21 protein-coding genes are annotated in these 22462 nt (G+C 73.5%); 11 read left to right on the forward strand and 10 right to left on the reverse strand.

Annotated features, from left to right (window positions below):
- Nucleotides 1-410 precede the first annotated feature (410 nt).
- The 5 genes from fusA to AB0O53_RS22175 all read left to right on the forward strand — a co-directional run bounded on the left by fusA (nucleotide 411) and on the right by AB0O53_RS22175 (nucleotide 5071).
- On the forward strand, nucleotides 411-2495 hold the full coding sequence (gene fusA, locus AB0O53_RS22155) for an elongation factor G (RefSeq protein ID WP_365197636.1): 2085 nt from the start codon (nucleotides 411-413) through the stop codon (nucleotides 2493-2495).
- A 178-nt stretch (nucleotides 2496-2673) separates the two neighbouring features.
- On the forward strand, nucleotides 2674-3213 hold the full coding sequence (locus AB0O53_RS22160) for a heme-binding beta-barrel domain-containing protein (RefSeq protein WP_350997873.1): 540 nt from the start codon (nucleotides 2674-2676) through the stop codon (nucleotides 3211-3213).
- Between the two features lie 139 nt (nucleotides 3214-3352).
- Nucleotides 3353-4099 (forward strand): polysaccharide deacetylase family protein, encoded by a 747-nt coding sequence (locus tag AB0O53_RS22165; protein ID WP_365197638.1) that lies wholly within the window; start codon nucleotides 3353-3355, stop codon nucleotides 4097-4099.
- A gap of 243 nt (nucleotides 4100-4342) precedes the next feature.
- Complete coding sequence (locus tag AB0O53_RS22170; protein ID WP_365197641.1) at nucleotides 4343-4561, forward strand: hypothetical protein; 219 nt, start codon at nucleotides 4343-4345, stop codon at nucleotides 4559-4561.
- A gap of 84 nt (nucleotides 4562-4645) precedes the next feature.
- A complete protein-coding gene (locus tag AB0O53_RS22175) occupies nucleotides 4646-5071 on the forward strand; it encodes a DUF6069 family protein (protein ID WP_350997865.1) in 426 nt (141 codons plus the stop codon).
- 80 nt (nucleotides 5072-5151) lie between these two features.
- Here the strand turns inward: AB0O53_RS22175 and AB0O53_RS22180 are convergent, their stop codons facing one another.
- Nucleotides 5152-6261 carry a hypothetical protein gene (locus AB0O53_RS22180; RefSeq protein ID WP_365197644.1) on the reverse strand — a complete coding sequence of 370 codons (1110 nt, stop codon included), beginning with the start codon at nucleotides 6259-6261 and terminating at the stop codon, nucleotides 5152-5154.
- A gap of 213 nt (nucleotides 6262-6474) precedes the next feature.
- On the opposite strand from AB0O53_RS22180, the gene AB0O53_RS22185 reads away from it, so the two are divergent.
- Nucleotides 6475-6900 (forward strand): pyridoxamine 5'-phosphate oxidase family protein, encoded by a 426-nt coding sequence (locus AB0O53_RS22185; RefSeq protein WP_365197647.1) that lies wholly within the window; start codon nucleotides 6475-6477, stop codon nucleotides 6898-6900.
- 116 nt (nucleotides 6901-7016) lie between these two features.
- Here the strand turns inward: AB0O53_RS22185 and AB0O53_RS22190 are convergent, their stop codons facing one another.
- Together AB0O53_RS22190 and AB0O53_RS22195 are read right to left on the reverse strand one after the other, a co-directional pair.
- Nucleotides 7017-7622 (reverse strand): GNAT family N-acetyltransferase, encoded by a 606-nt coding sequence (locus tag AB0O53_RS22190; RefSeq protein WP_350997857.1) that lies wholly within the window; start codon nucleotides 7620-7622, stop codon nucleotides 7017-7019.
- Nucleotides 7619-8821: a ThiF family adenylyltransferase gene (locus AB0O53_RS22195; RefSeq protein WP_350997854.1), complete on the reverse strand. Its 1203-nt coding sequence runs from the start codon at nucleotides 8819-8821 to the stop codon at nucleotides 7619-7621. Before AB0O53_RS22195 ends, AB0O53_RS22190 begins: the two co-directional genes overlap by 4 nt.
- 360 nt (nucleotides 8822-9181) lie before the next feature.
- Here AB0O53_RS22195 and AB0O53_RS22200 point away from each other — a divergent pair, with 360 nt between their 5' ends.
- The 4 genes from AB0O53_RS22200 (at nucleotide 9182) to AB0O53_RS22215 (ending at nucleotide 14244) form a co-directional block, all read left to right on the forward strand.
- A complete protein-coding gene (locus tag AB0O53_RS22200) occupies nucleotides 9182-9901 on the forward strand; it encodes a DsbA family protein (protein ID WP_350997852.1) in 720 nt (239 codons plus the stop codon).
- A gap of 117 nt (nucleotides 9902-10018) precedes the next feature.
- Nucleotides 10019-10912, forward strand: coding sequence for a sigma-70 family RNA polymerase sigma factor (locus AB0O53_RS22205; protein ID WP_350997849.1), 894 nt, complete (start codon nucleotides 10019-10021; stop codon nucleotides 10910-10912).
- Between the two features lie 505 nt (nucleotides 10913-11417).
- Nucleotides 11418-13421, forward strand: a complete 2004-nt coding sequence (locus AB0O53_RS22210; RefSeq protein ID WP_350997846.1) for an RICIN domain-containing protein — start codon at nucleotides 11418-11420, stop codon at nucleotides 13419-13421.
- Between the two features lie 145 nt (nucleotides 13422-13566).
- Nucleotides 13567-14244, forward strand: a complete 678-nt coding sequence (locus AB0O53_RS22215) for a hypothetical protein (protein ID WP_350997844.1) — start codon at nucleotides 13567-13569, stop codon at nucleotides 14242-14244.
- A gap of 75 nt (nucleotides 14245-14319) precedes the next feature.
- On the opposite strand, the gene AB0O53_RS22220 is transcribed toward AB0O53_RS22215, so the two are convergent.
- A complete protein-coding gene (locus AB0O53_RS22220; RefSeq protein ID WP_350997842.1) occupies nucleotides 14320-15207 on the reverse strand; it encodes an ATP-grasp domain-containing protein in 888 nt (295 codons plus the stop codon).
- A 244-nt stretch (nucleotides 15208-15451) separates the two neighbouring features.
- Here AB0O53_RS22220 and AB0O53_RS22225 point away from each other — a divergent pair, with 244 nt between their 5' ends.
- On the forward strand, nucleotides 15452-16444 hold the full coding sequence (locus AB0O53_RS22225; RefSeq protein WP_435886665.1) for an endonuclease/exonuclease/phosphatase family protein: 993 nt from the start codon (nucleotides 15452-15454) through the stop codon (nucleotides 16442-16444).
- Here AB0O53_RS22225 and AB0O53_RS22230 read toward each other — a convergent pair.
- The 6 genes from AB0O53_RS22230 to AB0O53_RS22255 all read right to left on the reverse strand — a co-directional run bounded on the left by AB0O53_RS22230 (nucleotide 16439) and on the right by AB0O53_RS22255 (nucleotide 22423).
- Nucleotides 16439-17410, reverse strand: coding sequence for an NAD(P)-dependent alcohol dehydrogenase (locus tag AB0O53_RS22230; RefSeq protein ID WP_350998030.1), 972 nt, complete (start codon nucleotides 17408-17410; stop codon nucleotides 16439-16441). The genes AB0O53_RS22225 and AB0O53_RS22230 overlap by 6 nt on opposite strands.
- Entirely contained in the window at nucleotides 17410-17652 is a 243-nt protein-coding gene (locus AB0O53_RS22235; protein WP_403142299.1) for a helix-turn-helix transcriptional regulator, read from the reverse strand. Before AB0O53_RS22235 ends, AB0O53_RS22230 begins: the two co-directional genes overlap by 1 nt.
- Nucleotides 17646-18074 (reverse strand): hypothetical protein, encoded by a 429-nt coding sequence (locus AB0O53_RS22240; RefSeq protein WP_350997839.1) that lies wholly within the window; start codon nucleotides 18072-18074, stop codon nucleotides 17646-17648. The genes AB0O53_RS22235 and AB0O53_RS22240 overlap by 7 nt, the downstream gene beginning before the upstream one ends.
- 71 nt (nucleotides 18075-18145) lie before the next feature.
- Nucleotides 18146-18907 (reverse strand): SOS response-associated peptidase, encoded by a 762-nt coding sequence (locus AB0O53_RS22245; protein ID WP_350997836.1) that lies wholly within the window; start codon nucleotides 18905-18907, stop codon nucleotides 18146-18148.
- A 56-nt stretch (nucleotides 18908-18963) separates the two neighbouring features.
- The gene (locus AB0O53_RS22250) at nucleotides 18964-20925 is read right to left on the reverse strand and encodes a helix-turn-helix domain-containing protein (protein WP_350997833.1); all 1962 of its coding nucleotides are present in this window, start codon (nucleotides 20923-20925) and stop codon (nucleotides 18964-18966) included.
- A gap of 103 nt (nucleotides 20926-21028) precedes the next feature.
- Complete coding sequence (locus tag AB0O53_RS22255) at nucleotides 21029-22423, reverse strand: MFS transporter (protein ID WP_365197655.1); 1395 nt, start codon at nucleotides 22421-22423, stop codon at nucleotides 21029-21031.
- Nucleotides 22424-22462: the final 39 nt, after the last annotated feature.

The following is a 22462-nucleotide window of genomic DNA, read 5'->3' on the forward strand; positions in this document are numbered from 1 at the left end:
ACATGCGGGGCGCGGGAAAATGCGGTGCCCCGGCCGCGCCCGCTCTCTAGACTCGCCGTACGCGCAGCCGGAACGGCCCTGCGCGCCTCATGCCGAGTCAGAAGAGAAGGGGAGCCGCAGCCATGTGCACGTACCGCACCGCCGCCTTCGCTCCCCCGTCCCGGTACGACGTGATCCCGGTGTCTCGTGACGCCCGGTGCCGGCTGCGCGGCCGTCACCGCATGCCCGTGACACACCTTTAGGTCCCGTCCCCCTCCCCCGCATTCCGTACGCCACCGCCTGCCCGGCCCCGTTCCGGACCCGGGCGGGACAGCCGTGCACCGCTGCCGGTCGCGGGGGGCGGGTACCAGGCAGGTCATCGGGGAATTCGCGCCGCCCTCTTCATCTCTTCACTCGAAAGGCCCCGGGCCATGCGCGCCAACGGACGCCCCCGCACGACCACTCCCCTCACCGCAGTCCGCAACCTGGGCATCCTCGCCCACGTCGACGCCGGAAAGACCACGATCACCGAACGGATCCTGTTCGCCACCGGTGCCATCCACAAGCGCGGCGAGGTGCACCACGGCACGACCGTCACCGACTACGACCCGCAGGAGCGCGACCGCGGCATCACCATCTTCGCCGCGGCCGTGAGCTGCACCTGGGGCGGACACCACGTCAACCTGATCGACACCCCCGGACACGTCGACTTCTCCGACGAAGTCGAACGTTCGCTGAGGGTGCTCGACGGCGCCGTCGCCGTGTTCGACGCCGTCGCCGGGGTGGAGCCGCAGAGCGAGACGGTGTGGCGCCAGGCGGACCGGCACGGTGTGCCCCGCATCGCGTTCGTCAACAAGCTGGACCGCGCGGGCGCCGACCTCGACGCGGCCGTCGCGTCGATCCGCCGGCGCCTGGGCGTCGTACCCCTGGTGGTGCAGCTGCCCATCGGCCGGGAGGACGACTTCACCGGCGTCGTCGACCTGGTGACGATGCGTGCGCTGCACTGGCGGGCCGGATCCGCCGGTTTCGAGTCGGGACCGGTCCCCGAAGCACTGCGGGAGGAGGCCGGCCGGCGGCGCAGGCTGCTGGAGGAGACGGTGGCGGAACTCCACGCCGAGGCCTTGGAGGAGTTCTGCGCGGAGGCCGCGCTGCGCGACGCGACCCTGGTCCGGGCGCTGCGCGAGCTGACGCTGCGCGGGGACGGCGTCGTCGTGCTGTGCGGCTCGGCGTACCGCAACCGCGGGATCGAACCGCTGCTGGACGCCGTCGTCGCGTACCTGCCGGCGCCCGCCGACATGCCTCCGGTACGGGGTACGGCGGACGGCGCGGAGCAGGAGCGCGCACCCGACCCGGCCGAGCCGTTCGCGGCGCTCGCCTTCAAGGTGACGGCCACGACGACGGGACGGCTCACCTATGTGCGGGTCTACGCGGGCACCCTGCGCAAGGGCGCGACGGTACTGGACGCGGCCACGGGCCGTACGGAGCGCGTGGGCCGGATCCTTCGGGTCCAGGCGGACCGGCACGAGGACAGGGAGGAGGCGGTGGCCGGTGACATCGTCGCCGTGATCGGGCTCAAGGCCGCCCGTGCGGGCACGACGCTGTGCGCGCCGGGGGCGCCGCTGGTGCTCGAACCGCCCACGGTGGCCGAGCCGGTGGTGTCGGTGGCGGTCGAGGCCCGCGGCAACGCCGACACCGGCCGGCTGGCGTCGGCGCTGGCCCGGCTGGCGGAGGAGGATCCCTCGCTGGTGGTGCGCACCGACCCTGAGACCGGGCAGACCGTGCTGTCGGGGCTGGGCGAGCTGCACCTGGAGGTGGCGGTGGAGAAGGTCCGCCGCGGCCACGGGGTGGAGGTCGTCGTGGGCCGGCCGCAGGTCTCCTACCGGGAGACCGTCGTGCGCGGGGTGACCGGCCTGGTCCACCGGCACGTCAAACAGGACGGTGGCGCGGGCCAGTTCGCGCACGTCGTGCTGGACGTCGAGCCGCTGGACGAGCCGGTCTTCGAGTACCGCTCGACGGTCGTCGGCGGCCGGGTCCCGCAGGAGTACGCCCGCGCCGTGGAGGCCGGCTGCCGCGACGCCCTCGCCGAGGGCCCGCTGGGCGGGTACCCGGTGACGGGGCTGCGCGTCACGCTCACCGACGGGGCGACCCACTCCAAGGACTCCTCGGAGATGGCGTTCCGGGCGGCGGGCAGGTTCGGGCTGCGCGAGGCGCTGCGGCTGAGCACGGTGGAACTGCTGGAGCCGGTCGTGGAGGTCACGGTGAGCGTGCCGGAGGACGGCGTCGGGGGCGTCCTGGGTGACCTCGCGGCCCGCCGCGGCCGGGTCTCGGGCCAGACGGCCGAAGCCGGCACCGCCGTCATCACGGCGGCCGTGCCGCTGGCCGAGCTGTTCGGGTACGCGTCCCGGTTGCGGGGCCGCACCCAGGGCCGGGGCGTCTTCACCACCCGGCCGGCGGGTCTGGCCCCCGTACCGGCCTCGGTGGCGGCCTCGGTGACGGGCGGCCTGCCGGTGCGGTGACCTGCGGCTGCGCCCGCCCTCGCCCCGCCCCCGCTCCGGGGGCGGGGCGAGGGCGGGGGCGGGGGCGGGGCGGTCCGGGGGCCGCACGGCGCGAACGCCCCTGCGCACCACCTATGCTGCGGATTCGGTCGATCCGGTCGGTACCGGGCACAGGCAGACGCAGACAGGCAGGGTGAACATGTTCGAGCCGGTACAGGAGAATCCGTACCCCGACAGCCACGTCCTCGGCGAGGGTCCGGATCCGCATCCCCTGCTGGCGCCCGTGCTGCCGCTGCTGGGCCGCTGGCACGGCAGCGGCCGCGGCGCGTACCCGACTCTGGAGAAGGACTTCCGATACGAGCAGGAGGTCACCTTCAGCCATGACGGCCGCCCCTTCCTGCGCTACGAGGCGCGGGCGTGGCTCATCGACGGATCCGGGGCTCCGGTACGGCCGGCGGGCCGCGAGGCCGGGTGGTGGCGGGTGACGCCCGACGCCTCCCTCGAGGTCGTCCTCGCCCACCCCACCGGCATCGTCGAGACGTACGTGGGGCGTGTCTCCGGTACGGAGTTCGAGATCGGGACCAAGGACGTGTCGCTGACGCCGCTGGCCAAGGAGGTCACCGGTACGCGTCGCCGCTACAGCGTCCAGGGCGGGGAGATGACGGTCGTCCACGACATGGCCGCGGTGGGTCAGCCCCTCCAGCACCACCTGACGACGCACCTGATCCGGCGCGCCTGAGGCGGGTTCACCCGGCTGCGCGGCACGGGCTGCGGCCGCTGGGGTGCGCGCCGTCGCATAGTCGTGGCGGGCCGGTACCACGCACCGGCCTGTACGGGGCGGTGCCGTGCCGTGCTGTGCGCCGGAGGGAGCGATCGTGGTGGACCGGGGACGACGCGCCGCGCTGGCGGGGCTGTTCGCCGCAGGACTCCTGCCGTGCTCCGCCGCCCGGGCCGCGAGCCGCGCGGTTCCCCGCTCCGGCCCGCGCCCGCCGGCCTCACTGCTGGGCGGTGAGATCCGCCGGCTGCCCACGTCCCGCAAGGTCGTGGCGCTCACCTTCAACGCCGCCTGGGACGACGCCGGGATCGACACCGTCCTGGCGGAACTGCGGCGGCGCGGACTGCCGGCCACGTTCTTCCCGACGGGCGCCTTCGCCGACGCGTACCCGGCAGCGGTGCGTTCCCTCGGCGCCGCGCACGGCCTGGGCAACCACTCGTACGGCCACCCCTACTTCGACGGGCTCAGCACGGCGCAGCGGGCCGACGAGGTACGCCGCGCCGACGCGGCGATCCGCAAGGCCTCGGGCACGGAACCCCTGCCGTTCTTCCGCTTCCCCTACAGCTCCACCACCGGTGACTCCGTCGCCGACGTCAACGACCTGGGCTATGCGGCGATCGAGTTCACGGCCGACACCAACGGCTACCTCGGCCCGCAGGGCGGCATGACCGCGGAGGCGGCCGCCGAGCGCGCCATCGACGCCCTGACCCCCGGAGCGATCGTCCAGATGCACGTCGGCAGCAACGGCGACGGCATCGTCCTCGACGCCGAGGCCCTCCCCCTGATCATCGACGCCGCCCAGTCCGAGGGCTACACGATCGTCGACCTGCGCGATTTCCTGGTGCAGTAGGCCCGGGCGAGCGCACCCGCAAACCCGTTCGGCGGACCGCCCACTGCCGTGGCACGATGCACGGCATGACGACGATCCGAAAGGCCCGTGCCGCGTAGGCGGCCGGGACACGTCCGGTCCGCCACCCCCGGCAGGCGGACTCCAGGAACAAGACCGCAGCCGGACGTCGACGGCCTGTCCGCGGCTGCGATGTCCGAGATCTTCCGTCTCGAGCACGCCCGGAACCATCTGAGTCCGGGCGACGTGAGCGCGGCCGTACGGCTGTGGCAGGACTATGTCCACAGGCCCCGGCGCCTTCTGTGGCAGGACTACGAGGGTGACGATGTGCACCGGTACTGCTGCGGCGACCCCTTCGCGGCCCGCGCCCTCCTCGACACCGTGATGCGGGCCCTGTCACCGCGCAGCGCCCGCCGGCTGCGGGTGGTCGTCGGCCGGCTCGATGCCGTCCGGGAGAGGCCTTGACCTCAAGCGAGGTTGAGGTCGGAGGCTTCTGCGTATGCCGCGGCCGAACCGCAGCCCGGCACTTCATACGTTGGGGGAACTCTCATGTCGAGCACCGCAGTTCAGAGCCCGGTCCGCCGTTCCGGCTTCGGGTGGTGGAAGGTGCTGGCCGCCGGCGCGGTCGGTGCGGCCGTGGTCAATCTGATCGTTCTCGCCGTCGCCGGACTCGCCGGCGCGTCGCTCGTCGTCGTCGACGCGGGTGAGGAACACCCGATCACGGTCGGGGGCGTCATCGGGTCGTCCGTCGTGCCGCTGGTCGTCGGGGTGGGCGCCGCCCTCCTGCTGGCCCTGTGGAAGCCGGTCTTCCTTCGCATCGCGCAGTACGTGGGCAGTGGGCTGGCCCTGTTGTCGGTCGCCGGCCCGCTGTCGTCCGACGCCGACGGCGGCACCGTCGCGGCCCTGTCCCTCATGCACATCACCCTCGGCGCGGCGGTCTTCATCACCCTGCGGCTGCACCGCCGCCACCGCTGACGTCGTGCGCGGCCCGGGCGGCGCGGTCTGCCGCGATGACCGGTGCCGCGTCCGCCGGGAGCCTCGTCGACGAAGCCCCGCTAGAAGTGGCCGGCCCGGATGTACTGGGGGAGGTCGTCCAGGATCGTCCGCAGCCACGGTCGGCGGACGTCCGGCAGCCGGACCAGGGTGCGGCGGAAGATCTCCGGGTCCGCTCGGAACAGGCGGCGGGCGCGCGGCCCGGGTGGGTCGAAGTCGTCGCGGAGGACGCCGTCGGGGAGCACGCCGGACATGGGGACGGGTGGCACGTGTTCGGGGAGGACGAGCCACCGCCACACCCCGAACGGCAGCGGCACCAGGTACGCGGCCGGATCGGCCGGGGCCCAGGGCTCCCCGGTCTGCGGATGGACCGGCACGAGGAGGATGTCGGCCTCCCCCTCGGGGGCCGGTCGTCCCGGTCCCGCCAGGACGGCGTGCCGCAGCGGCGGGCCCGCCGGCAGCATGGCGTCGAGGGGGCGCTGGAACACCTCCGCGGCCAGACCCTCCGGCACCCTCACCGGCCGGCCCTCGGAGGCGGCCAGCAGGTGCGCCAGGGCCCGGCCGGCCGCCGCCTCCCACTCCGGGGTCCACGACCACGAGTGGTGCGACCAGTGGCCCGCTCCCAGCCGCGAGCCCCAGTGGGCGATCGGCCCGAACGGGGGCGTGCTGTCGCCCTCCGCCATCAGCTCCGACCAGGAACGCGGCACGGCGTCGGCGCCGTCGACGGGGAGGCGGCGTACGGCACCCGGGGCGAGCCACATCGCCTGCCAGAGCGAACAGTCGTCGATCCGGCTCGCCACGGGCAGGGCACACACGGCGCACGCCACGTTGGGGCCGGCGGAACAGTCGAGGCCGCAGCAGTACCCGCCTCCGCGGTTCTCCGGAACCAGTACGGTGCCACGGGCGTCGCCGGGGGCGATGACGGTCGCTCCGGGCGCACCGTCGGACAGTGCGTAGAGCGGCGCGTGGACACCGCGGGCAGCTGCCTCGTCCGGGTGGATCTCCTCCCACTTCCGCCACGGCGGCCCCCAGGGCTCCGGCTCGACGGCGAACGTGCCCGGCTCCATGAGCACCGGCAGCTGGATCCCGTTCCCGTACTTCTGATGGGCGTGGGCGGGCAGGGCGACCTGGGAGAGCGGGACGGTCAGCTCGGCACCGCACCCCGCGCACACGAAAATGAAGAAACATCCCCCTCGGCGCCTCAAGGTACCGGGCCTCGCCGGACACCACCCCCGAATAATCCCGTGGCCTCCGCGTACGGCCGCCGCCGAACCGGAGACGCCGAGCACGGCCGCCGCCGAACCGGGGACGCCGGGGAATGGTCCGGCCGCGCCGCGGCGTTCTGACGGGAGTACGCCTTTCCGCACTCCTGGCAGGAGGAAGTCGTGGCACTGTCCCGGACCGAGCGTGAGCAGTTCCTCGCCGAACCCCACATCGCCGCCCTGGCGGTGAGCGCGGGCGAGGACCGCGCACCGCTGACGGTACCGATCTGGTACGACTCCTCCCCCGGCGGCGACATCTGGATCATGACCGGACGCGACTCGCGCAAGGCCGAACTGATCGCCTCCGCGGGCAGGTTCAGCCTGATGGTCGACCGTGTGGAGCCGACGGTCCGGTACGTGTCGGTCGAGGGCCCGGTGGTCTCGGTGGAACCGGCCGCGCGCGAGCAACTGGAGTCGATCTCCGCCCGGTACCTGCCGGCCGACAGGGTGGACGGCTATGTCGACGAGGCATGGAAGAACCACGGCGAGCAGGTCGTGATCCACATGCGTCCGTCCCGCTGGGTGAGCTCGGACCTCGGCCAGGTGTGATCCGCCCGGTGCAGTCCGCCCGGTCCGATGCGCCGGACGCAGGCCCGCCCGGGGATGACGGACGCAGGCCCGCCCGGCCGGCGGGCCGTCGCCGTCCTCCGCGTCGCCGCGGACGGTCAGACGCGGTCGAGCCGGTCCGCGCCGTCGAGGACGGCGAGTTCGGAGGGTGTGGCCTGGGACCTCCACTCCGGGGCGACAGTGGCGTACGTGAGGACGTCGTGCCAGCGGCCGTGGGTGTGGAACAGCTGGCGGAGGGTGGCCTCGGGCCGGAGACCGGCGGCGTGCATCACCTGCGGCATGAAGTGGTGGTCGCTGCGGTGGCCGGCCCAGATGCGGTGCAGGCCCAGGTGACCGAAGCCGTAGGCCATCAGCAGGCGGCCGGCCTCGTGGCCGTGCCCGCGGACGGGCGCTCCGGGAAGCAGGACGAGGCTGGTGAGCATCGCGTTGCTGCCGTAGTCCTCGACGAGCAGTCCCATGGTGCCGACGAGGGCGTCGTCGTCCGGGGCGCAGACGGCGAGGGTGTACTTGCGGCGCGGGTGGGTGTGGGGTTGGGCAAGGGTCTGGGCGAAGGCGTCGTGGGCCTGGCCCGCGTCCATGCGGTCGATGCCCAGGTAGCGGGTGAGCACGCGGTGGGTGAGGATCCGCGCGAAGGCGTCGTGGTCGCCGGCGTGCAGTTCGCGCAGCCGCAGGTGGTCGCCGCGGAGTTCGGGGACCCGGTTCACCGGGCGGCTCCGTTCGAGGCGGGCACCCGGTGCGGGGCGGGCACGGGGTGCGGGGCGGGCACGGGGTGCGGGGCGGGGACGAGGGCTTCCAGGTCGATGGAGTGGCGGCCGGAGGGAAGCGGTTCGCCGAGCAGGATGCGGCGGGCGGCGTCGGTGACGAGGGCCGCACCGAGCATGACGCCGCTGGCGAGCTGCGGCCAGCTGGAGAGGCTGCGGCCGACGCGGGTGAGCGCGTCGGTCATGGCGGGACTCAGGCGCTGTTCGTCGACGACCGTCAGGAGGAAGCGGACGGCCGCGTCCCGGTCGAGGTCGCGCACGTCGGCGGCCGTCGTGGCACCGATACGGCCGTGGCAGAGCGGGCGGTCGGGTTCGAGGTCAAAGCGCTCGATGTCGAGGAGGCCGCGGTCGTTGGTGTCCATGAGGACGGGAACGCGCCGGCTGCGTGCGTGCTCGCGGGCGGCGACCTTGACCCAGGGGGTGTCGCACTCCTCGACCAGCAGGTCCAGGGTCCGGTCCCCGTCGCCGATGAAGTCCTCGACGGTCTCCTCGGTGACGCCTCCGCGATGGATCTCGATGTCCAGGTAGGGGTCGAGTTCGTACATGCGCCGGGCGCACAGCACGCTCTTCTCCAGGCCGAGTTCGTGGACGCCGGCCCGGAGCCGGTTGAGGTTGGACAGGCCCAGGCGGTCGAAGTCGGCCAGCCTGAAGGCCCCGCCGACGCCCTCCATGGCGCAGGTCAGCGCGGCACTGCTGCCCACCGAGAGTCCGATGACGCCCACCCGGCGGCGCAGCAGGTCCTGCTGCTGCTCGCGGGTGATCTTGTCGCGGTTGCGGTCGGTGCGCACCAGGCGGAACTCGGGCTCGGGCAGCAGGTGCACCAGCCGGCCCGACCACGGATACCAGATCCAACGGCCGTACGTGGCGGGCCGGTCGCCCAGGACTGCGGCGACCGCGTCGGCCGCCGACAGCGCGCCGAAGGGATCCCGGGGTGCCAGGCAGCGCAGGAGTTCCTCGACCTGCTCCTCGATCCGGTCGTGGATCTCGCGCAGGCGGCCGGACTCCCGCAGCACGGTCAGGGCCGCCAGGTCAGCCGGCCGCGCCGGGTCCAGCACGATGGGACGAAACGATTCGCTCGCTTCGCGGACGGAGGGCAGCACGAAGTGGTCCGGCGCCGGGCCGGACTCGGTGGAGTGAGTCATGGCCAGGACGCTAGCAATCGGACGATCTTGAAGTACCGAACGTCACCCGCGGGCGCACACTCGAATTGATCTTCTACTGAACGCGCCCCTTGCGCGCCGAGTGCGCCCCCGCAACCTCGGGGCCGCGCCAGTCCGCGGGCCCTTGGAGATGGCTGCGGCCCGTGCCGGTTGCACCGGCGATCACTCTCGCCGGCTGCGCCGCGCTCATGCCCCTACGGGTCTGCGCGAGGCGGGCGCGGGGGCGGACGCGTCCGTCGGGATGCGCGATCACGGCGTCGGTCTCGCGCCGCGAAAACCCGGTGCGGACTCGGGTTCGGCAGCGCGTAAGGTCTCCCTGTTGATCAGAGGGAAAGGACATTGATGCAGGTCAGAACCAGACGCGGGTTTCTCGGCGCGGCCGCGGCCCTTGCCGTGGTGTCGTCCGTCGGCGCTTGCGAGGCCGGCCGGGGCGGCGCCCCGCAGGGCGGGGGCGCCGACCCGCTCGACGTGTCCGCGAGCGCTGAACTGCCCGCGGCGCGGGAGTCCCTGGCCTCCGACGGCACCACGATCGTGATCGGCGACCCGTCCGCTCCCCTCTCGGTACGGGTCTACGAGGACCTGAGCTGCCCGGCCTGCGCCGAGTTCGAACTGGACGGCACCGGCCCCTACCTGAAGCAGGCGGCGCGCAACAACGCGCTGCAGCTCCAGTTCACCCTGGGCTCCTTCCTCGGCCCGGGGTCGAAGTTCGCCGCGAACGCGCTGCGCGCCGCCGTGGACCACAACAAGTTCACCGAGTACCACGAACTGCTGTACCGCCACCAGGCGCGGGTGCGCAAGGCCGGCGGCTTCACGCGGGACCGGCTGCTGACCCTGGCCGGCAAGGTGCCGGGCCTGCGCGGACCGGAGTTCGACGCGGCGGTGCTGGAGACGAAGCACCGGGAGTTCGTGGAGGCCGCGGACGAGGCGATGAGCAACTCGCCGGCCGAGGGGACCCCCACGATGGCCGTCAACGGCAACCTGGTCCCGACGGACAGCCGCGGACTGTACGAGGACCGCGACCGCCTCTACCGCCACCTGCGCAAGGAGGCGGCCCGGTCGTAAGCCGGGCCACGGAGGTCCGCCCGCCGCGCGGGCCGCAACTCATATGCGCGTGCGACCCGTTGAGCGCTCGGTTACCGTCCGTTTCCGGACTGGGTTTCTGACACGGGGATGTGACGGGTGAGCGGGAAAGAGTTGCTGGCGCGGCGGTTCGAGGAGCACCGGCCGCACCTGCGGGCGGTGGCCTACCGGATGCTGGGCTCGCTCAGCGAGGCGGAGGACGCCGTACAGGAGGCCTGGCTCAGGCTGAACCGCTCCGACGCGGACGCGGTGGAGAACCTGGGCGGCTGGCTGACCACCGTCGTCGGGCGGGTGTGCCTGGACATGCTGCGCTCGCGCACGACCCGGCGCGAGGATCCCCTGCACGACCAGGACGGGCAGGTCCGGCTCCCCGACCCGATCGTCAGCCGGGCGGACGGCCTCGACCCGGAACAGGAGGTCCTCCTGGCCGACTCGGTGGGCATCGCCCTGATGGTGGTCCTGGAGACCCTCACGCCCGCCGAGCGCCTGGCCTTCGTACTCCACGACCTGTTCGCCGTGCCCTTCGACGAGATCGCCCCGGTCCTCGGGCGCAGCACGGCCTCGACACGGCAGCTCGCCAGCCGCGGCCGCCGCCGCGTGGCGGGCGTCGTGCCCCCTCCGGATCCGGACCCGGCCCGGCTGCGGGCGGTCGTCGACGCCTTCCTCGCCGCCGCGCGCGGCGGGGACTTCGACGCTCTCGTCGACGTCCTCGACCCCGAGGTCGTGGCCCGCTCGGACGGCGGTGCGCTGCGGCCCTCGCCGGTCCGGCGCGGCGCGGCCGAGGTCGCCTCGCAGGCCATCACCTTCGCCCGCTTCGCCCAGGCGGCGCGTCCGGTGCTGGTCAACGGCCTGCCCGGGGTGCTCGCGCTGGCGGAGGGCCGTGCGATGTCGGTCATGGCGTTCACGATCCGGGACGGCAGGATCACCGCGCTCGACATCCTCACCGACCCCGAGCGCCTCGCCCGCATCGACCTGAGCGTCGCCGGCGGCTGACCCCCGCCCGCAATCGCCGTGCCGCCCCGCCCCGCCCTGCCCGGGTGCGGGGCGGCTCTGCCGTGGCGCCCGGTACGAGGAGTTTCGGCAACTGGCGGGCTCCGTACGGGAGCCGACGGCCAGACGGGTCGGAACCGGGGCATCGTCGCTCACCGGTCGTGACGGAGAGAATTCGGCAGGTAGTAATTAGGTGAATTCCTGACTGAATTCCCGTCAACAAGCTTCCGCATCATATCTCGATTTGATAACAACCCACCCCGAAAGGACTGGACCTTTGGCGTGCGACGCGCGTAACTCGCCTTTTTTTACGGCAAGTTGAGTGTTCGTCAAATCATGCCGACAGGTAACGGAATGATTTCCTGGGCCGCGCCCCCGTTTGTCCGAATTCTCCGCAGCATTCGTCTGGCAGGCTTCCGCGCACCCACTAGTCCGACAACGCTTTGAGGTGCCCATGACAGGACGTCGCAGACGCCCTTCCACCGACCACCGCCGCAAACCCCGGCGGTTGATACTTGCCACCGCCGCCCTGGCAGCGGGAGCGGTGATCGCCGCGGGCGTCGCCTACTCCGGCCTCGGTGACGGTGCCCAGGCCGCCGGATCCGTCGAGGCCGCCGCCTCCGCTCCGGCCGCCGCCCCCGCCCGCGACGAGGAGCCGGAGCCCCTCGCCGCGGCGCCCGCCAACGAGAACGCGCGCGGCATGGTCTACGACGGCCTGCAGCCCGCGCCCAAGGGCGACCGCTGCGTCGGTGTCTACCGCACCGGGGACGGGCACTGCACCCACGGCCCCGACGCCCCGCCCAAGGGCGTGGACATCACCAAGGACATTCCGCCGGCCGTCAAGGAGAGCGCACCCGCCGCCGATCCGGCCAAGCCCTCCACCGACGACCCGGCCTCCAAGGAAGGCGGCGGGCGTCCTCAGGACGCGCCCGCGGCCGACGCCGCGGCCACCAAGGACAGCGCGCCCCAGCCGGCCGCCGCCGAGGGCGGCCAGGCCGTCGCCGCCGGCCCCGCGGGCCAGACCGTCCAGTGCGACGGCGACGGCAGCACCGGCAACCGCGTGCAGGTCGTGTACGTCCACGCCCCCGGCAAGGACCGCTACTCCGAGTACGTGGCCTCGTTCCGCAAGTGGGCGGCCGACGCCGACCTCATCTACTCGGCCAGCGCCAAGGAGACCGGCGGCGTCCGGCACATCCGCTACGTCACCGCCGCCGACTGCACCCCGACCGTGCTCAACATCGAGCTCCCGGCCAACGCACTCGCCGAGTTCAGCGCGACGAACAACGCGCTCGCCGCCAAGGGCCTCGACCGCCGCGACCGCAAGTACATGATCTTCGCCGACAGCCAGGTCTACTGCGGCATCGGCACCTTCGCGGGCGACGAGCGCCCCGGCCAGGCGAACCAGAGCAACTTCGGCCCGTCCTACGGACGCACGGACTCCGGCTGCTGGGGCGGTCACACCGCCGCGCACGAGCTCGGCCACAACCTGGGCGCCGTCAACAACAGCGCCCCGAACACCAGCCGCGGCGCGCACTGCACCGACGAGTACGACGTCATGTGCTACTCGGACACCCCGTACTACCCGCAGATGCGCAACATCTGCACCAACCAGGCGTCCGAGAACATCCTGGACTGCAACCACGACGACTACTTCCACACCAGTCCCAAGCCGGGCAGTTACCTGGCCACGCACTGGAACATCGCCGACAACCAGTTCCTGATGAAGAACAAGGGCGGTGGCGGCGGCACGGACCCCGGTCCCAACCCGAACCCGACGCCCACGAAGAAGCCCAGCCCGACGCCGACCAAGAAGCCCACGGGCGGACCGACCGCGACAGCGGCCCAGATCCAGTCCAACTCCGTCGTGGTGAGCTGGCCCAAGGTCGAGGGCACCGCCTGGTACCAGGTCATGCTGAACGGCAAGCACCTGGCGTGGGTCCAGTCGCAGGTGCTGCGCATCTACAACCTGCAGCCCAACACCTCGTACACGGTGACCGTGTCCGCCCGTGACGGCTCCGGCCGCGACACCGGTCCCGGAAAGGCCGCGAGCTTCCGCACGACCGGCGCCGGCGGCGGGGCGACCACCCCGGGCAGCCGCTACACGCTCGGCAACGGCAGCACCGGCATGGCGGCCGAGGTGTGGGGCGGCCGCACCGCCGACGGCACCGTCCTCGTCGGCGGCCGCGCCAACGGCTACGCCCAGCAGCAGTGGTACTTCGACGACGCGGGCAGCGGGCAGGTCCGCATCCGGTCCGCCGTCTCCGGCAAGTGCCTCCAGCCGGGCGGCGCACCCGCCCAGGGCATGTGGGTCTCCCAGCAGCCCTGCGACAAGAACAACCGCGCGCAGGCCTGGAAGCTGACGACCCGCGGTGCCGCGGTGACCGTCACGGATCCGAGCGGCGGCTTCGCCCTCACCGTCAGCAACCGCCCCTACTACGGGAACTGGCTGCTCGACCTCCAGCGTGCGGACGGCCGCGCGGCGCAGGCCTGGACGCTGCAGAAGTCCGGCTGAGCACTGCCGCCACGCCCGGTGCCCGGGCGCTCCCCCGTCCGGGCACCGGGAACACCCCGTGACGCCGTGATCCCGCCCCCGGCGGACGGCCGCCTCCGCGCGGCCGTCCGCCGGTTCCCCTCATCCCGACCGGAGCACCCCGACGATGCGCATACGAATCGTTCTCTCGGCCACCCTGACCGCACTCGGTCTCATGTTCCTGATCCCCGCTGCCGCCCAAGCCCACGGAGACACCCTGAAGGTGGTGGTGACCGGGCAACGCGCCGGACACGTCACCACCGACATCACCTGGGAGAACGACGGGGACGCCATCGACGAGACCGTCGCCGCCACCGTGAACGCGGTCAGCGTCGACGGCACCCGCACGATGGGCCCCTGGCGCCTCGTGCGCGACCCCGCGGCGCCGCCCGCCGGCTGGACCACGGCCGAGACGCTGCCGCCCGGTTCGTGGAAGGTCACGGTCGAGGTCGGCTTCCCCGCGCTCGGCAAGGGTGAACTCGAAGTCGGCGTGCCCGTGGTGGACCCGGCTCCGACGACCGGCGCGGCGACCACCGGCGCCGCCAACGGCGGCACTCCGGCCGTCTCGGCCCCGACCCCCGACGCGGCTGCCGCTTCGGCTTCCGGTTCCGGCTCCGCCGCGGCCTCCTCCGCCGACGCGTCGTCCCCCGCTCCGGCTCCCTCCGGCACCCGGGCGGCGTCGGACACCGACGGGGACGCCGTCTGGTGGACCACGGCGGGTGTGGCGGTGACCGCCCTGGCAGGAGCCGGCGTCGGCCTGCTGCTGCGCCGCCGCCGGATGCGCGGCGCCTGCAGGACGTCGTAGCCGGTCGCCGACCGGTCGGGCCGGGCGGCACGCGCCCGGCCCGGCCGCGCAGGCCCCCGCCGCGCCGGCAGTCCGCTACGCCTGCGTTCCCCGGGCCGCCGCCGCCACGGCCCGTGCGAGCCGCTCCGCTCCCTGCGGAGCGAGCCCGAGGAACAGATTCGGCTCGATGAGCTCCAGTTCCATGACCACCGGCTCCCCGGCCCCGCCCAGCACCAGGTCCACCCGGGCGAACAGCGGCTCGTCCGCGACGGGTACCGCGGCCAGCGCCGCCCGCGCCGTACGCAGCTCGGCCTCGGACGGGATGTGGAGCCCGGCCCCGGGGTGCGCCACCCGGGAGTTGTCCATCTGCCCGGGCTCGGTCAGCAGGGCCTGCTTGCGGATCGCGTGGCTGAAGGTCCCCGCGAAGAACACCAGGGCGCGTTCGCCCTCCTCCACCAGCGGCAGGTACGGCTGGACCATCGCCGTGCGGCCCTGCTCCAGCAGCATGCGGGCGTGCAGCACGGCGTCGGCCGCGCGGCCCGGCTCGTAGCGTGCGGTGTCCCGGGCGCCCGCCGAGACGGAGGGCTTGACCACCACCCCGTGCGGACCGTCGAAGTCCGCCTCGTCGCACCGCTCGCCCGGTGCGATGCAGCGGGTCGGCACGACGGGCACGCCGCGCCCGGCGAGGTCGAGCAGGTAGCGCTTGTCGCTGTTCCAGCGCACCAGCGGCGCCGGATTCCACAGCCGGGTCGCCCGGGCCGCCTCATCCGCCCAGGACAGGAACGCCTCCAGCCGTCCGACGTAGTCCCAGGTCGAGCGGATCACGGCAAGGTCGAAGCCGCCCCAGGGAGCCGGGTCCGCGTCCCAGAGCACCGGCTCCGCGGACAGGCCCTGCGCCCGCAGGGCCTCCAGCAGCAGCGGCAGATCGGAGTCCTGGTCGAGTCCGGTGCCGCTCGTCACGACCGCGACCCTCGCTGCACCCATGCGGCTCTCCCGCCCTCTCGCCCGGGCCGGCCCCTGCGGCCGGGCCCCGCCGGCCACTCTCGCACAGCGGGCCCGAGTGCCTCCGCGACGACGTGTGCGCCGGTGGCGGGCGGGAACCCAGGTGGCGGATCGTGCGTCGTAGCCCGTGACATCGTGCAGGTGCCCGCGGGTACCTGCGGGACGGAACGAGACGGACAGCGCAGGACGGGTACGGGAACCGGCCCCGGGACGGAGGGTTGGGACGGTGGCCGGGCAGACGGACAGCGGCAGCGTGCACCGCATCGCCCGGTGGCGGGCCGCCGGGGGTACGCGCGGGCGCGTTCCGGGCTCACTCGCCGTGCTGACCGCCGCCGTGCTGACCTTCCACTCCGCCGTACCCAATGCGGTCGGCCGCCTCGGCAGTCTGGTGGAGGCGTTCCTGCCCTGGCTCGGCCTGCTGGTCCCGCTGCTGCTCGTGGTGGCGCTCGTACGGCGCTCCGCCATGGCCCTGGTGGCCGTGCTGCTGCCCGCCCTCGCGTGGCTGGGCCAGTTCGGCGGGCTGCTCCTCCCCGTGGAACGCGGCGCCCACCACCTCACGGTGGTCCAGCACAACGTCAGCGACGAGAACCCGGACCCGGTGGGCACCGCCACCGCCCTGGCCGCGGCCGCACCGGACCTCGTCGCCCTGGAGGAGGTGACCCCCTCCGCGCTGCCCGCCTACGCGGCGGCCCTGGGGTCCCGGTATCCGTACCACGCGGTCGAGGGCACGGTCGGCCTCTGGTCGGCGTACCCGCTGACGGGCGTACGGCGCCTGGACATCAGGCCGTCGGGGATCGGCGAGGGCTGGAGCCGCGGCCTGCGGGCCGGGGTGAGCACCCCGGAGGGCGAGGTCGCCGTGTACGTCGCCCACCTGCCCTCGGTCCGCATCGGACCTTCCGGATTCGCCTCGCGGCCGCGGGACGAGAGCGCACGGCTGCTGGGCGCGGCGGTCGCCGCCGAGCCGGTGGGCCGGGTGGTCCTGCTCGGCGACCTCAACGCGACCGTGGACGACCGCGGCCTCGCTCCGCTGACCTCGCGGATGGCGGCGCCCCGGCGGGGGTTCGCCCTCAGCTGGCCCGCGTCCTTCCCGGTGTCCCGCATCGACCAGGTCCTGGCACGTTCGGGGACCGTCACCGGGATCCGGACCCTTCCCGCCACCGGCAGCGACCACCTGCCGGTCCTCGCCCGCATCACCTGGAGCCGGGCGGCCGGCTCATAGCCGGATCGCGATCTTGCCGCGCACTCCGCCGCCCCTCAGGTGGCGGATGGCGTCGGGCACCTCGGCCAGCGGGTAGGTGCGGTCGACGACCGGGGTGAGCGCGCCCGCGTCGATGAGTTCCGTGAGGGTCTCCAAGTCGCTGCGGTGCTGCTCCATGACGGCGAGCGGCAGCAGCCGTTGGCCCACGAAGGGCGACAGGAGGAGGGCGCCCAGCTGGCGTTCGTTGCCGCCGATCCACCGGCCACCGTCCTCACCGCCGACGATGACGAGGGTTCCGCGGGCGGTGAGGGCGCGGCGGAGCCGGGACAGCGGGCGGTTGCCCGCGATGTCGAGGATGAGGTCGTAGCGGCGGCTGCCGTCGACGGGGTCCTCCCGTGTGTAGTCGACGACCTCGTCGGCGCCGATGGAGCGGACCAGGTCCGTCTTGGCGGTGCTGCAGACCCCGGTGACGTGGGCACCGAAGGCCTTGGCCAGTTGCACGGCGTACGTGCCCACTCCGCCGGAGGCGCCCAGCACGAGGACGTTCTGGCCCTCCTGGACCCGGCCGGACTCGCGCAGTGCCTTGAGGGCGGTGACGGCGGACACGGGCACGGTGGCGGCCTCCTCGAACCCCAGGCGCGCCGGCTTCGGGGCGAGGGAGTCCTCCTTGGCGCACGCGTACTCGGCGAACGCCCCCTTGCCGCTGCCGTACACCTCGTCGCCGGGCCGGACCCGGGTGACGTCGGGCCCGACGGCCTCCACCACCCCCGCGAGGTCCATGCCGGGTATCCGCACGCGGGGCGCCCGGAGCCCGAACACCGGGCGCAGGGCGTAGGGCAGGCCCGACATGAGGTGCCACACCCCCTGGTCGACGGCGGCGGCGCGGACCCGCACGAGCACCTCGCCGCTGCCCGGAACAGGCCGCTCCACCTCGTCGAGCCGCAGCACCTCCGGAGAGCCGTAGCCGTCCTGGACGATCGCCTTCATCATTCTTCTCCCTCTGGGGTGGCGCCTGTGGCGGAGTACTGGAAAACGGAGTCGAGCGGCACGGCGAACACGTGGGCGATCTCGAAGGCCTTCTCCAGGGAGGGCGAATAGCGGCCCTGTTCGATGGCGATGACGGTCTGCCGGGTGACGCCGATCCGGCGGGCGAGCTCGGCCTGGGTCATCTCGCCGTTGGCGAAGCGCAGGGCCCGGATCCTGTTGGTGACCCGCGTCGGCTTCACCACGGGTGGAAGCCCGTCCGGTAGGCGAAGATCTTCGCCGTGGAGCCGAGCAGCGCCGACAGGACGAACGCCAGGTAGATGGCGTTGGCGATCCAGAACTGGTTCGCCTCGGCCATGGCGAGGACGAGTCCGGCCACGCCGCCGATCACGACGAAGGACTGTCCGATGTGGTCGCCGAAGTGGTGGATCTCGCGGTCGCGCTGGTCCTTGATCCTGCCCTCCTCGGGCGAGAGGAGCGAAACGGTGATGTGCAGCACGATCGAGGCGACGATGGCCGACCCGACCGTCCACAGCAGCGCGGCGGCGTACGGCTCCTCGGCGATCGGGCCGTCCCCGGATCTCCCGAGGACGAGGGCCAGATACACCGCGTACGACACGACCGTGACCACGATCATGATCCACGCGCGTTTTTCCTCGACTGCCACGACCACTCCCCATGTAAAGAAAACCTGACACATGAAGTGTCAAGCAAGGAGTACATCGTGTCAATATTTCTTTACTTCGCAGTCGCAGCCGGCGGTGCGGGATCCGCGGGCTCGTCGAGCAGCTCGGGCCCGTTGTTGCGCACGTTGTTGACCGCGGTGGACACGGCGCGGACGTCCAGCCGGCCCTCTCCGGGCGCCGCGAGCAGGGCGCGCAGTTCGTCCGCGTCCTGGTGGGAGGGGTCGAGCCACGCCTCGTAGTCGGCCGGAGCCAGCGCGAGCGGCATGCGGGGGTGGACGCGGCCGGCCGCGTCGGTCGCCTCGGTGGTGATGATCGTGCAGGTCGCCCACCACGCCGCCGGATCGTCGTCGTCGGCGACGCCGGGGTCGCGCCAGAACTCGTAGAGCCCGGCCATCGCCATCACGGCGCCGTCCTCGGGCCGGATGAAGTACGGCTGCTTGTACGCCTTCGCGCCGGCGGAGGCGGGGACGGCCTGCCACTCGTAGAACCCGTCCGCCGGCAGCAGGCAGCGGCGCTTGGCGAAGGCGCGCCGGTAGGCGGGCTTCTCGTGCACCGTCTCCACCCGCGCATTGATCATCTTCGCGCCGCCGGACGGACTCTTCGACCACGACGGCACCAGCCCCCAGCGCAGGGGCCGCAGCCTGCGCTCCAGCAGCCCGCTCTCCCGGTCGGCGCGTTCCAGCACCGCCCAGACGGCGTCCGTGGGGGCGACGTTCCAGCTGGGTTCCAGCAGGTGCCCGGGATCCGGGGGCGCCGCCCGGAAGAGGCCGGAGAGGTCCTCGGGACCACGGGTGGAGACATATCGGCCGCACATGCGATCCACCCTGCCACCTGCCGGCGCCTTCGGCCGGTTGCGCCGCGAACCGGGGGCTACGCGGTCGGCGGAGCCGATTCGTCCGGCCGCTGCACCCGGTGGACCCGCAGGGCGAGTTGGAGTTCCAGGGCGCGTTCGGGGTGCTGCCAGTCGCGGCCGAGCAGTCGGCCCGTCCGGTCCAGGCGCTGCACCACGGTGTTGACGTGCACGTGGAGGGCCTCGGCGGCCCTGGACGGGCTCGCGCCCTCGTCGAAGTAGGTGCGCAGGGTGTGGACGAGGTCGGTGCCGCGCTTCGCGTCGTAGTCGAGCACGGGGCCCAGGGTCCGGCGCACGTAGCCGCCGAGGTCCGTCTGGTCGCCGAGCAGTACGCCGAGGAACCCCAGGTCGCCGAGGGCCGCGCCGGAGCCCTCCCGGCCCAGGGCGCGCAGGGCGGTGCGGCAGCGGACGGCTTCGGCGTGGGCGTCGCGGAACCGCCCCGGGCCGGTGACCGGGCCGGCGGCGCCGACCGTGACGGGGCCGCCGAGGGCCTGGCCCAGCTCGCCCGCGAGGCTCGCGGCGCGGGCGCCGACGCCGGGTCCGGGGTGCTCGGCCGGGAGGACCAGGACCACGTCGTCGTGGTGCAGCCCCGCCAGCCCCTTGCGGGAGTGCGCGACGCGGGCGGCGGCGGCCAGCAGCCGCTGCCGGGGCGCGGTGGCGGAGTGCAGGACGAACACCGCGTGCGGGTGGTCCAGGTGCACGCCGACCCGGCGGGCGCGGGCCGGCAGGCTCGCCGGGTCCGCGGCGCCGGTGAGGAGGTCGCCGAGGAGTTCGCCCCGTACGCGGTCCTCGGCCTCGGCGACCGAGCGCCGCTGGAGCAGCAGCAGGGCGGTGACCACTGCGGCCCGTTCGAAGAGCCGGCGGTCGGCGTCGCCGAGGCCGGCGCGGCCGGCGCGGCCGGTCAGGGCGATGCTGCCGAGCAGTTCGGGTCCGGCGAGGACGGCGCACACCCAGGTGCCGTCGGCCGGCACGGCGCGCCCTCCGGCACGGGAGGCGGCGACCGCCCGCGCGGACGGCGGCCCCGAGTCGGTGCCGGATCGCGCGAGTTCGGTTCCGTCGGCGTCGTGGATCAGGGTGCCGCCCTGCAGGACGGCACCGATGGCGGTGGCGACGTCGGTGATGTCCGCGCCGCGCAGCACCAGGTCGGTGAGCCGGTCGTGGGCGTCCTCGGCCCGTCGCATGGCGTCGCTGTGTGCCTCGATGGTCCGCGAGGCCTCGTTGAGGTCGACGAGTGCGCTGCGGGTCTCGTCCAGCAGGCGGGCGCTGTCGATGGCGATGGCGGCGTGGTCGGCGAGGGAGGACAGGAGGGCGACCTCGTCGGGCGTGAAGCTGCGGGCGGTGCGGTCCGCCGCGTACAGGACGCCGATCACCCGGGTGCCCAGGCGCAGCGGTACGCCCAGGATGGCCCGCAGCCCCTCCTCCGTGACGGCGCCGTCGATCGTCGTGGTGTGCCGGAAGCGCGGGTCGTCGCGGTAGTCGCCGGTGGAGTAGGGGCGGGCCGTCTCCGCGACCAGACCGCCGAGGCCCTCCCCCATGCCGAGGCGGACCTGCTGGAACGCGGCGGAGACCGAGCCGTCGGTCACCCGCATGTAGGTGTCGCCCGCCTCGTCGTCGTTGAGGGACAGGTACGTCACGTCCGTGCCGAGGAGGAGTTTGGCGCGGTGGACGAGGGCCTTCAGTACGGCGTCCAGGTCCCTGAGCCGGGCCAGGTCGCCGGCGGTGTCGAAGAGCGCGGCGAGTTCGGCCTCGCGGCGGCGGTGCTGGCCGAGCGTGCGGCGGATGCGGAGCGCGACCCGGGTGGCCTCCGCGACCAGGGCCGCGTCGGGTTCGTCGAGCCGGGGGCCGCCGGCCGAGGCGGCCGGCGGCTCGAACTGCTCGGCCGGGGCGCCCTGGTCGAGCAGGTCCAGCAGATGGCGCAGGTGCCGCAGAGCGGTCCAGGACTGCCCGGCGCCGGTGCTCGTGGTGCTTGCGGTGGTGGGCATCGGGCGCTCTCCGTCGTGGTGATGGACCGAACCGGGCCGGACCGGACCGGGCGCCAGTGGCGGTGGTGCCCGGCCCGGAGCCCGGCCCGGAGCCCGGTCGGGTTCAGTTGTCGGCCGGCACCGGTTCGTGTCCGGCGGTGCGCGGGGCCGGGACCGCGCCGCCCGCCGGGGCGTGTTCGCGGGCCAGGCTACGCCCGCGGGTCTCCTTGGCGACCAGGACGGTCAGCGTGGTGACCGCTGCTGCCGCGCCCAGGTAGATCGAGACGGGTAGGGAGGAGTCGTAGTCGTTCAGCAGGGCCACGGCGACGATCGGCGCGAGGGCGCCACCGAGGACGGAGGCCAGCTGGGAGCCCATCGAGGCACCGGAGTAGCGGACCTCGGTGGCGAACATCTCGGAGATGAAGGCGGCCTGGGGTCCGTACATCGCGCCGTGCAGGAGCAGGCCGACGGTCACGGCGGCGACGATCACCGGGAAGGACTTGGAGTCGAGCATGGCGAAGAACGCGAACGCCCAGCCGATCATCCCGACCGAGCCGATGAGGGTGACGGCGCGGCGGCCGACGCGGTCGGACAGGGCTCCCCAGGCCGGGATGGCCGCGAAGTGGACGGCGGAGCCGATCAGGACGGCGTTCAGGCCGTCGCTCTTGGGCAGCCCGAGGTGGCTGGTGACGTAGACGAGGAGGAAGGCGGTGATGACGTAGTAGGAGATGTTCTCGCCGAGGCGGGTGCCGATCGCGGTCAGGACGCCGCGCCAGTTCGTCCGGAACACCTCGGTCACGGGCGGCTTCGCCACGACGCCGGCGGCGGCCCGCTGCGCGGCCTTGGCCTGCGCCTCCAGGAAGACCGGGGACTCGGAGACGGATATCCGGATCCACAGGCCGATCATCACGAGCACGCCGGACAGCAGGAACGGGATGCGCCAGCCCCAGGCGAGGAACGCCTCGTCGGACTGTACGGCCGCGAGGAGCGCGAGTACGCCGGTGGCCAGCAGGTTGCCGCCGGGCGCCCCCGCCTGGGGCCAGGAGGCCCAGAAGCCGCGGTGCCGGTCGTCGCCGTGCTCGGAGACGAGCAGCACCGCGCCGCCCCACTCACCGCCGAGCGCGAACCCCTGGACCAGGCGCAGGAGGGTGAGGAGTACGGGCGCGCCGACGCCGATGCTCGCGTGGGTGGGCAGCAGGCCCATGGCGAAGGTGGCTCCGCCCATCAGGAGCAGGCTGAGGACGAGGAGCCGCTTGCGGCCGATCTTGTCGCCGTAGTGGCCGAAGACGAGGCCGCCGAGGGGCCGGGCGGCGAAGCCGATCGCGTAGGTGAGGAAGGCGAGGAGGGTGCCCACCAGCGGCTCGCTGTCGGGGAAGAAGAGCTCGTTGAAGACCAGCGCGGCGGCGGAGCCGTAGAGGAAGAAGTCGTACCACTCGATGGTGGTGCCGATCAGGCTCGCTGCGACGATTCTCCGGATGCCGGACGGGGCCGGTGCGGCGGCCGTTGCGGGGGAGGTCATGTGCACCACTTCCGGGGGTCTGCGGGGACGTTCCGTGTG

It is taken from the genome of Streptomyces erythrochromogenes (assembly GCF_040684695.1).
In the GTDB taxonomy this organism is placed as follows: domain Bacteria; phylum Actinomycetota; class Actinomycetes; order Streptomycetales; family Streptomycetaceae; genus Streptomyces; species Streptomyces erythrochromogenes_C.

Coding starts and splice junctions, on each gene's coding strand:
- fusA (WP_365197636.1), top strand. CDS start 411: ATGCGCGCCAACGGACGCCCCCGCACGACCACTCCCCTCACCGCAGTC.
- AB0O53_RS22160 (WP_350997873.1), top strand. CDS start 2,674: ATGTTCGAGCCGGTACAGGAGAATCCGTACCCCGACAGCCACGTCCTC.
- AB0O53_RS22175 (WP_350997865.1), top strand. CDS start 4,646: ATGTCGAGCACCGCAGTTCAGAGCCCGGTCCGCCGTTCCGGCTTCGGG.
- AB0O53_RS22195 (WP_350997854.1), bottom strand. CDS start 8,821: ATGACTCACTCCACCGAGTCCGGCCCGGCGCCGGACCACTTCGTGCTG.
- AB0O53_RS22200 (WP_350997852.1), top strand. CDS start 9,182: ATGCAGGTCAGAACCAGACGCGGGTTTCTCGGCGCGGCCGCGGCCCTT.
- AB0O53_RS22215 (WP_350997844.1), top strand. CDS start 13,567: ATGCGCATACGAATCGTTCTCTCGGCCACCCTGACCGCACTCGGTCTC.
- AB0O53_RS22220 (WP_350997842.1), bottom strand. CDS start 15,207: ATGGGTGCAGCGAGGGTCGCGGTCGTGACGAGCGGCACCGGACTCGAC.
- AB0O53_RS22230 (WP_350998030.1), bottom strand. CDS start 17,410: ATGAAGGCGATCGTCCAGGACGGCTACGGCTCTCCGGAGGTGCTGCGG.
- AB0O53_RS22245 (WP_350997836.1), bottom strand. CDS start 18,907: ATGTGCGGCCGATATGTCTCCACCCGTGGTCCCGAGGACCTCTCCGGC.
- AB0O53_RS22250 (WP_350997833.1), bottom strand. CDS start 20,925: ATGCCCACCACCGCAAGCACCACGAGCACCGGCGCCGGGCAGTCCTGG.
- AB0O53_RS22255 (WP_365197655.1), bottom strand. CDS start 22,423: ATGACCTCCCCCGCAACGGCCGCCGCACCGGCCCCGTCCGGCATCCGG.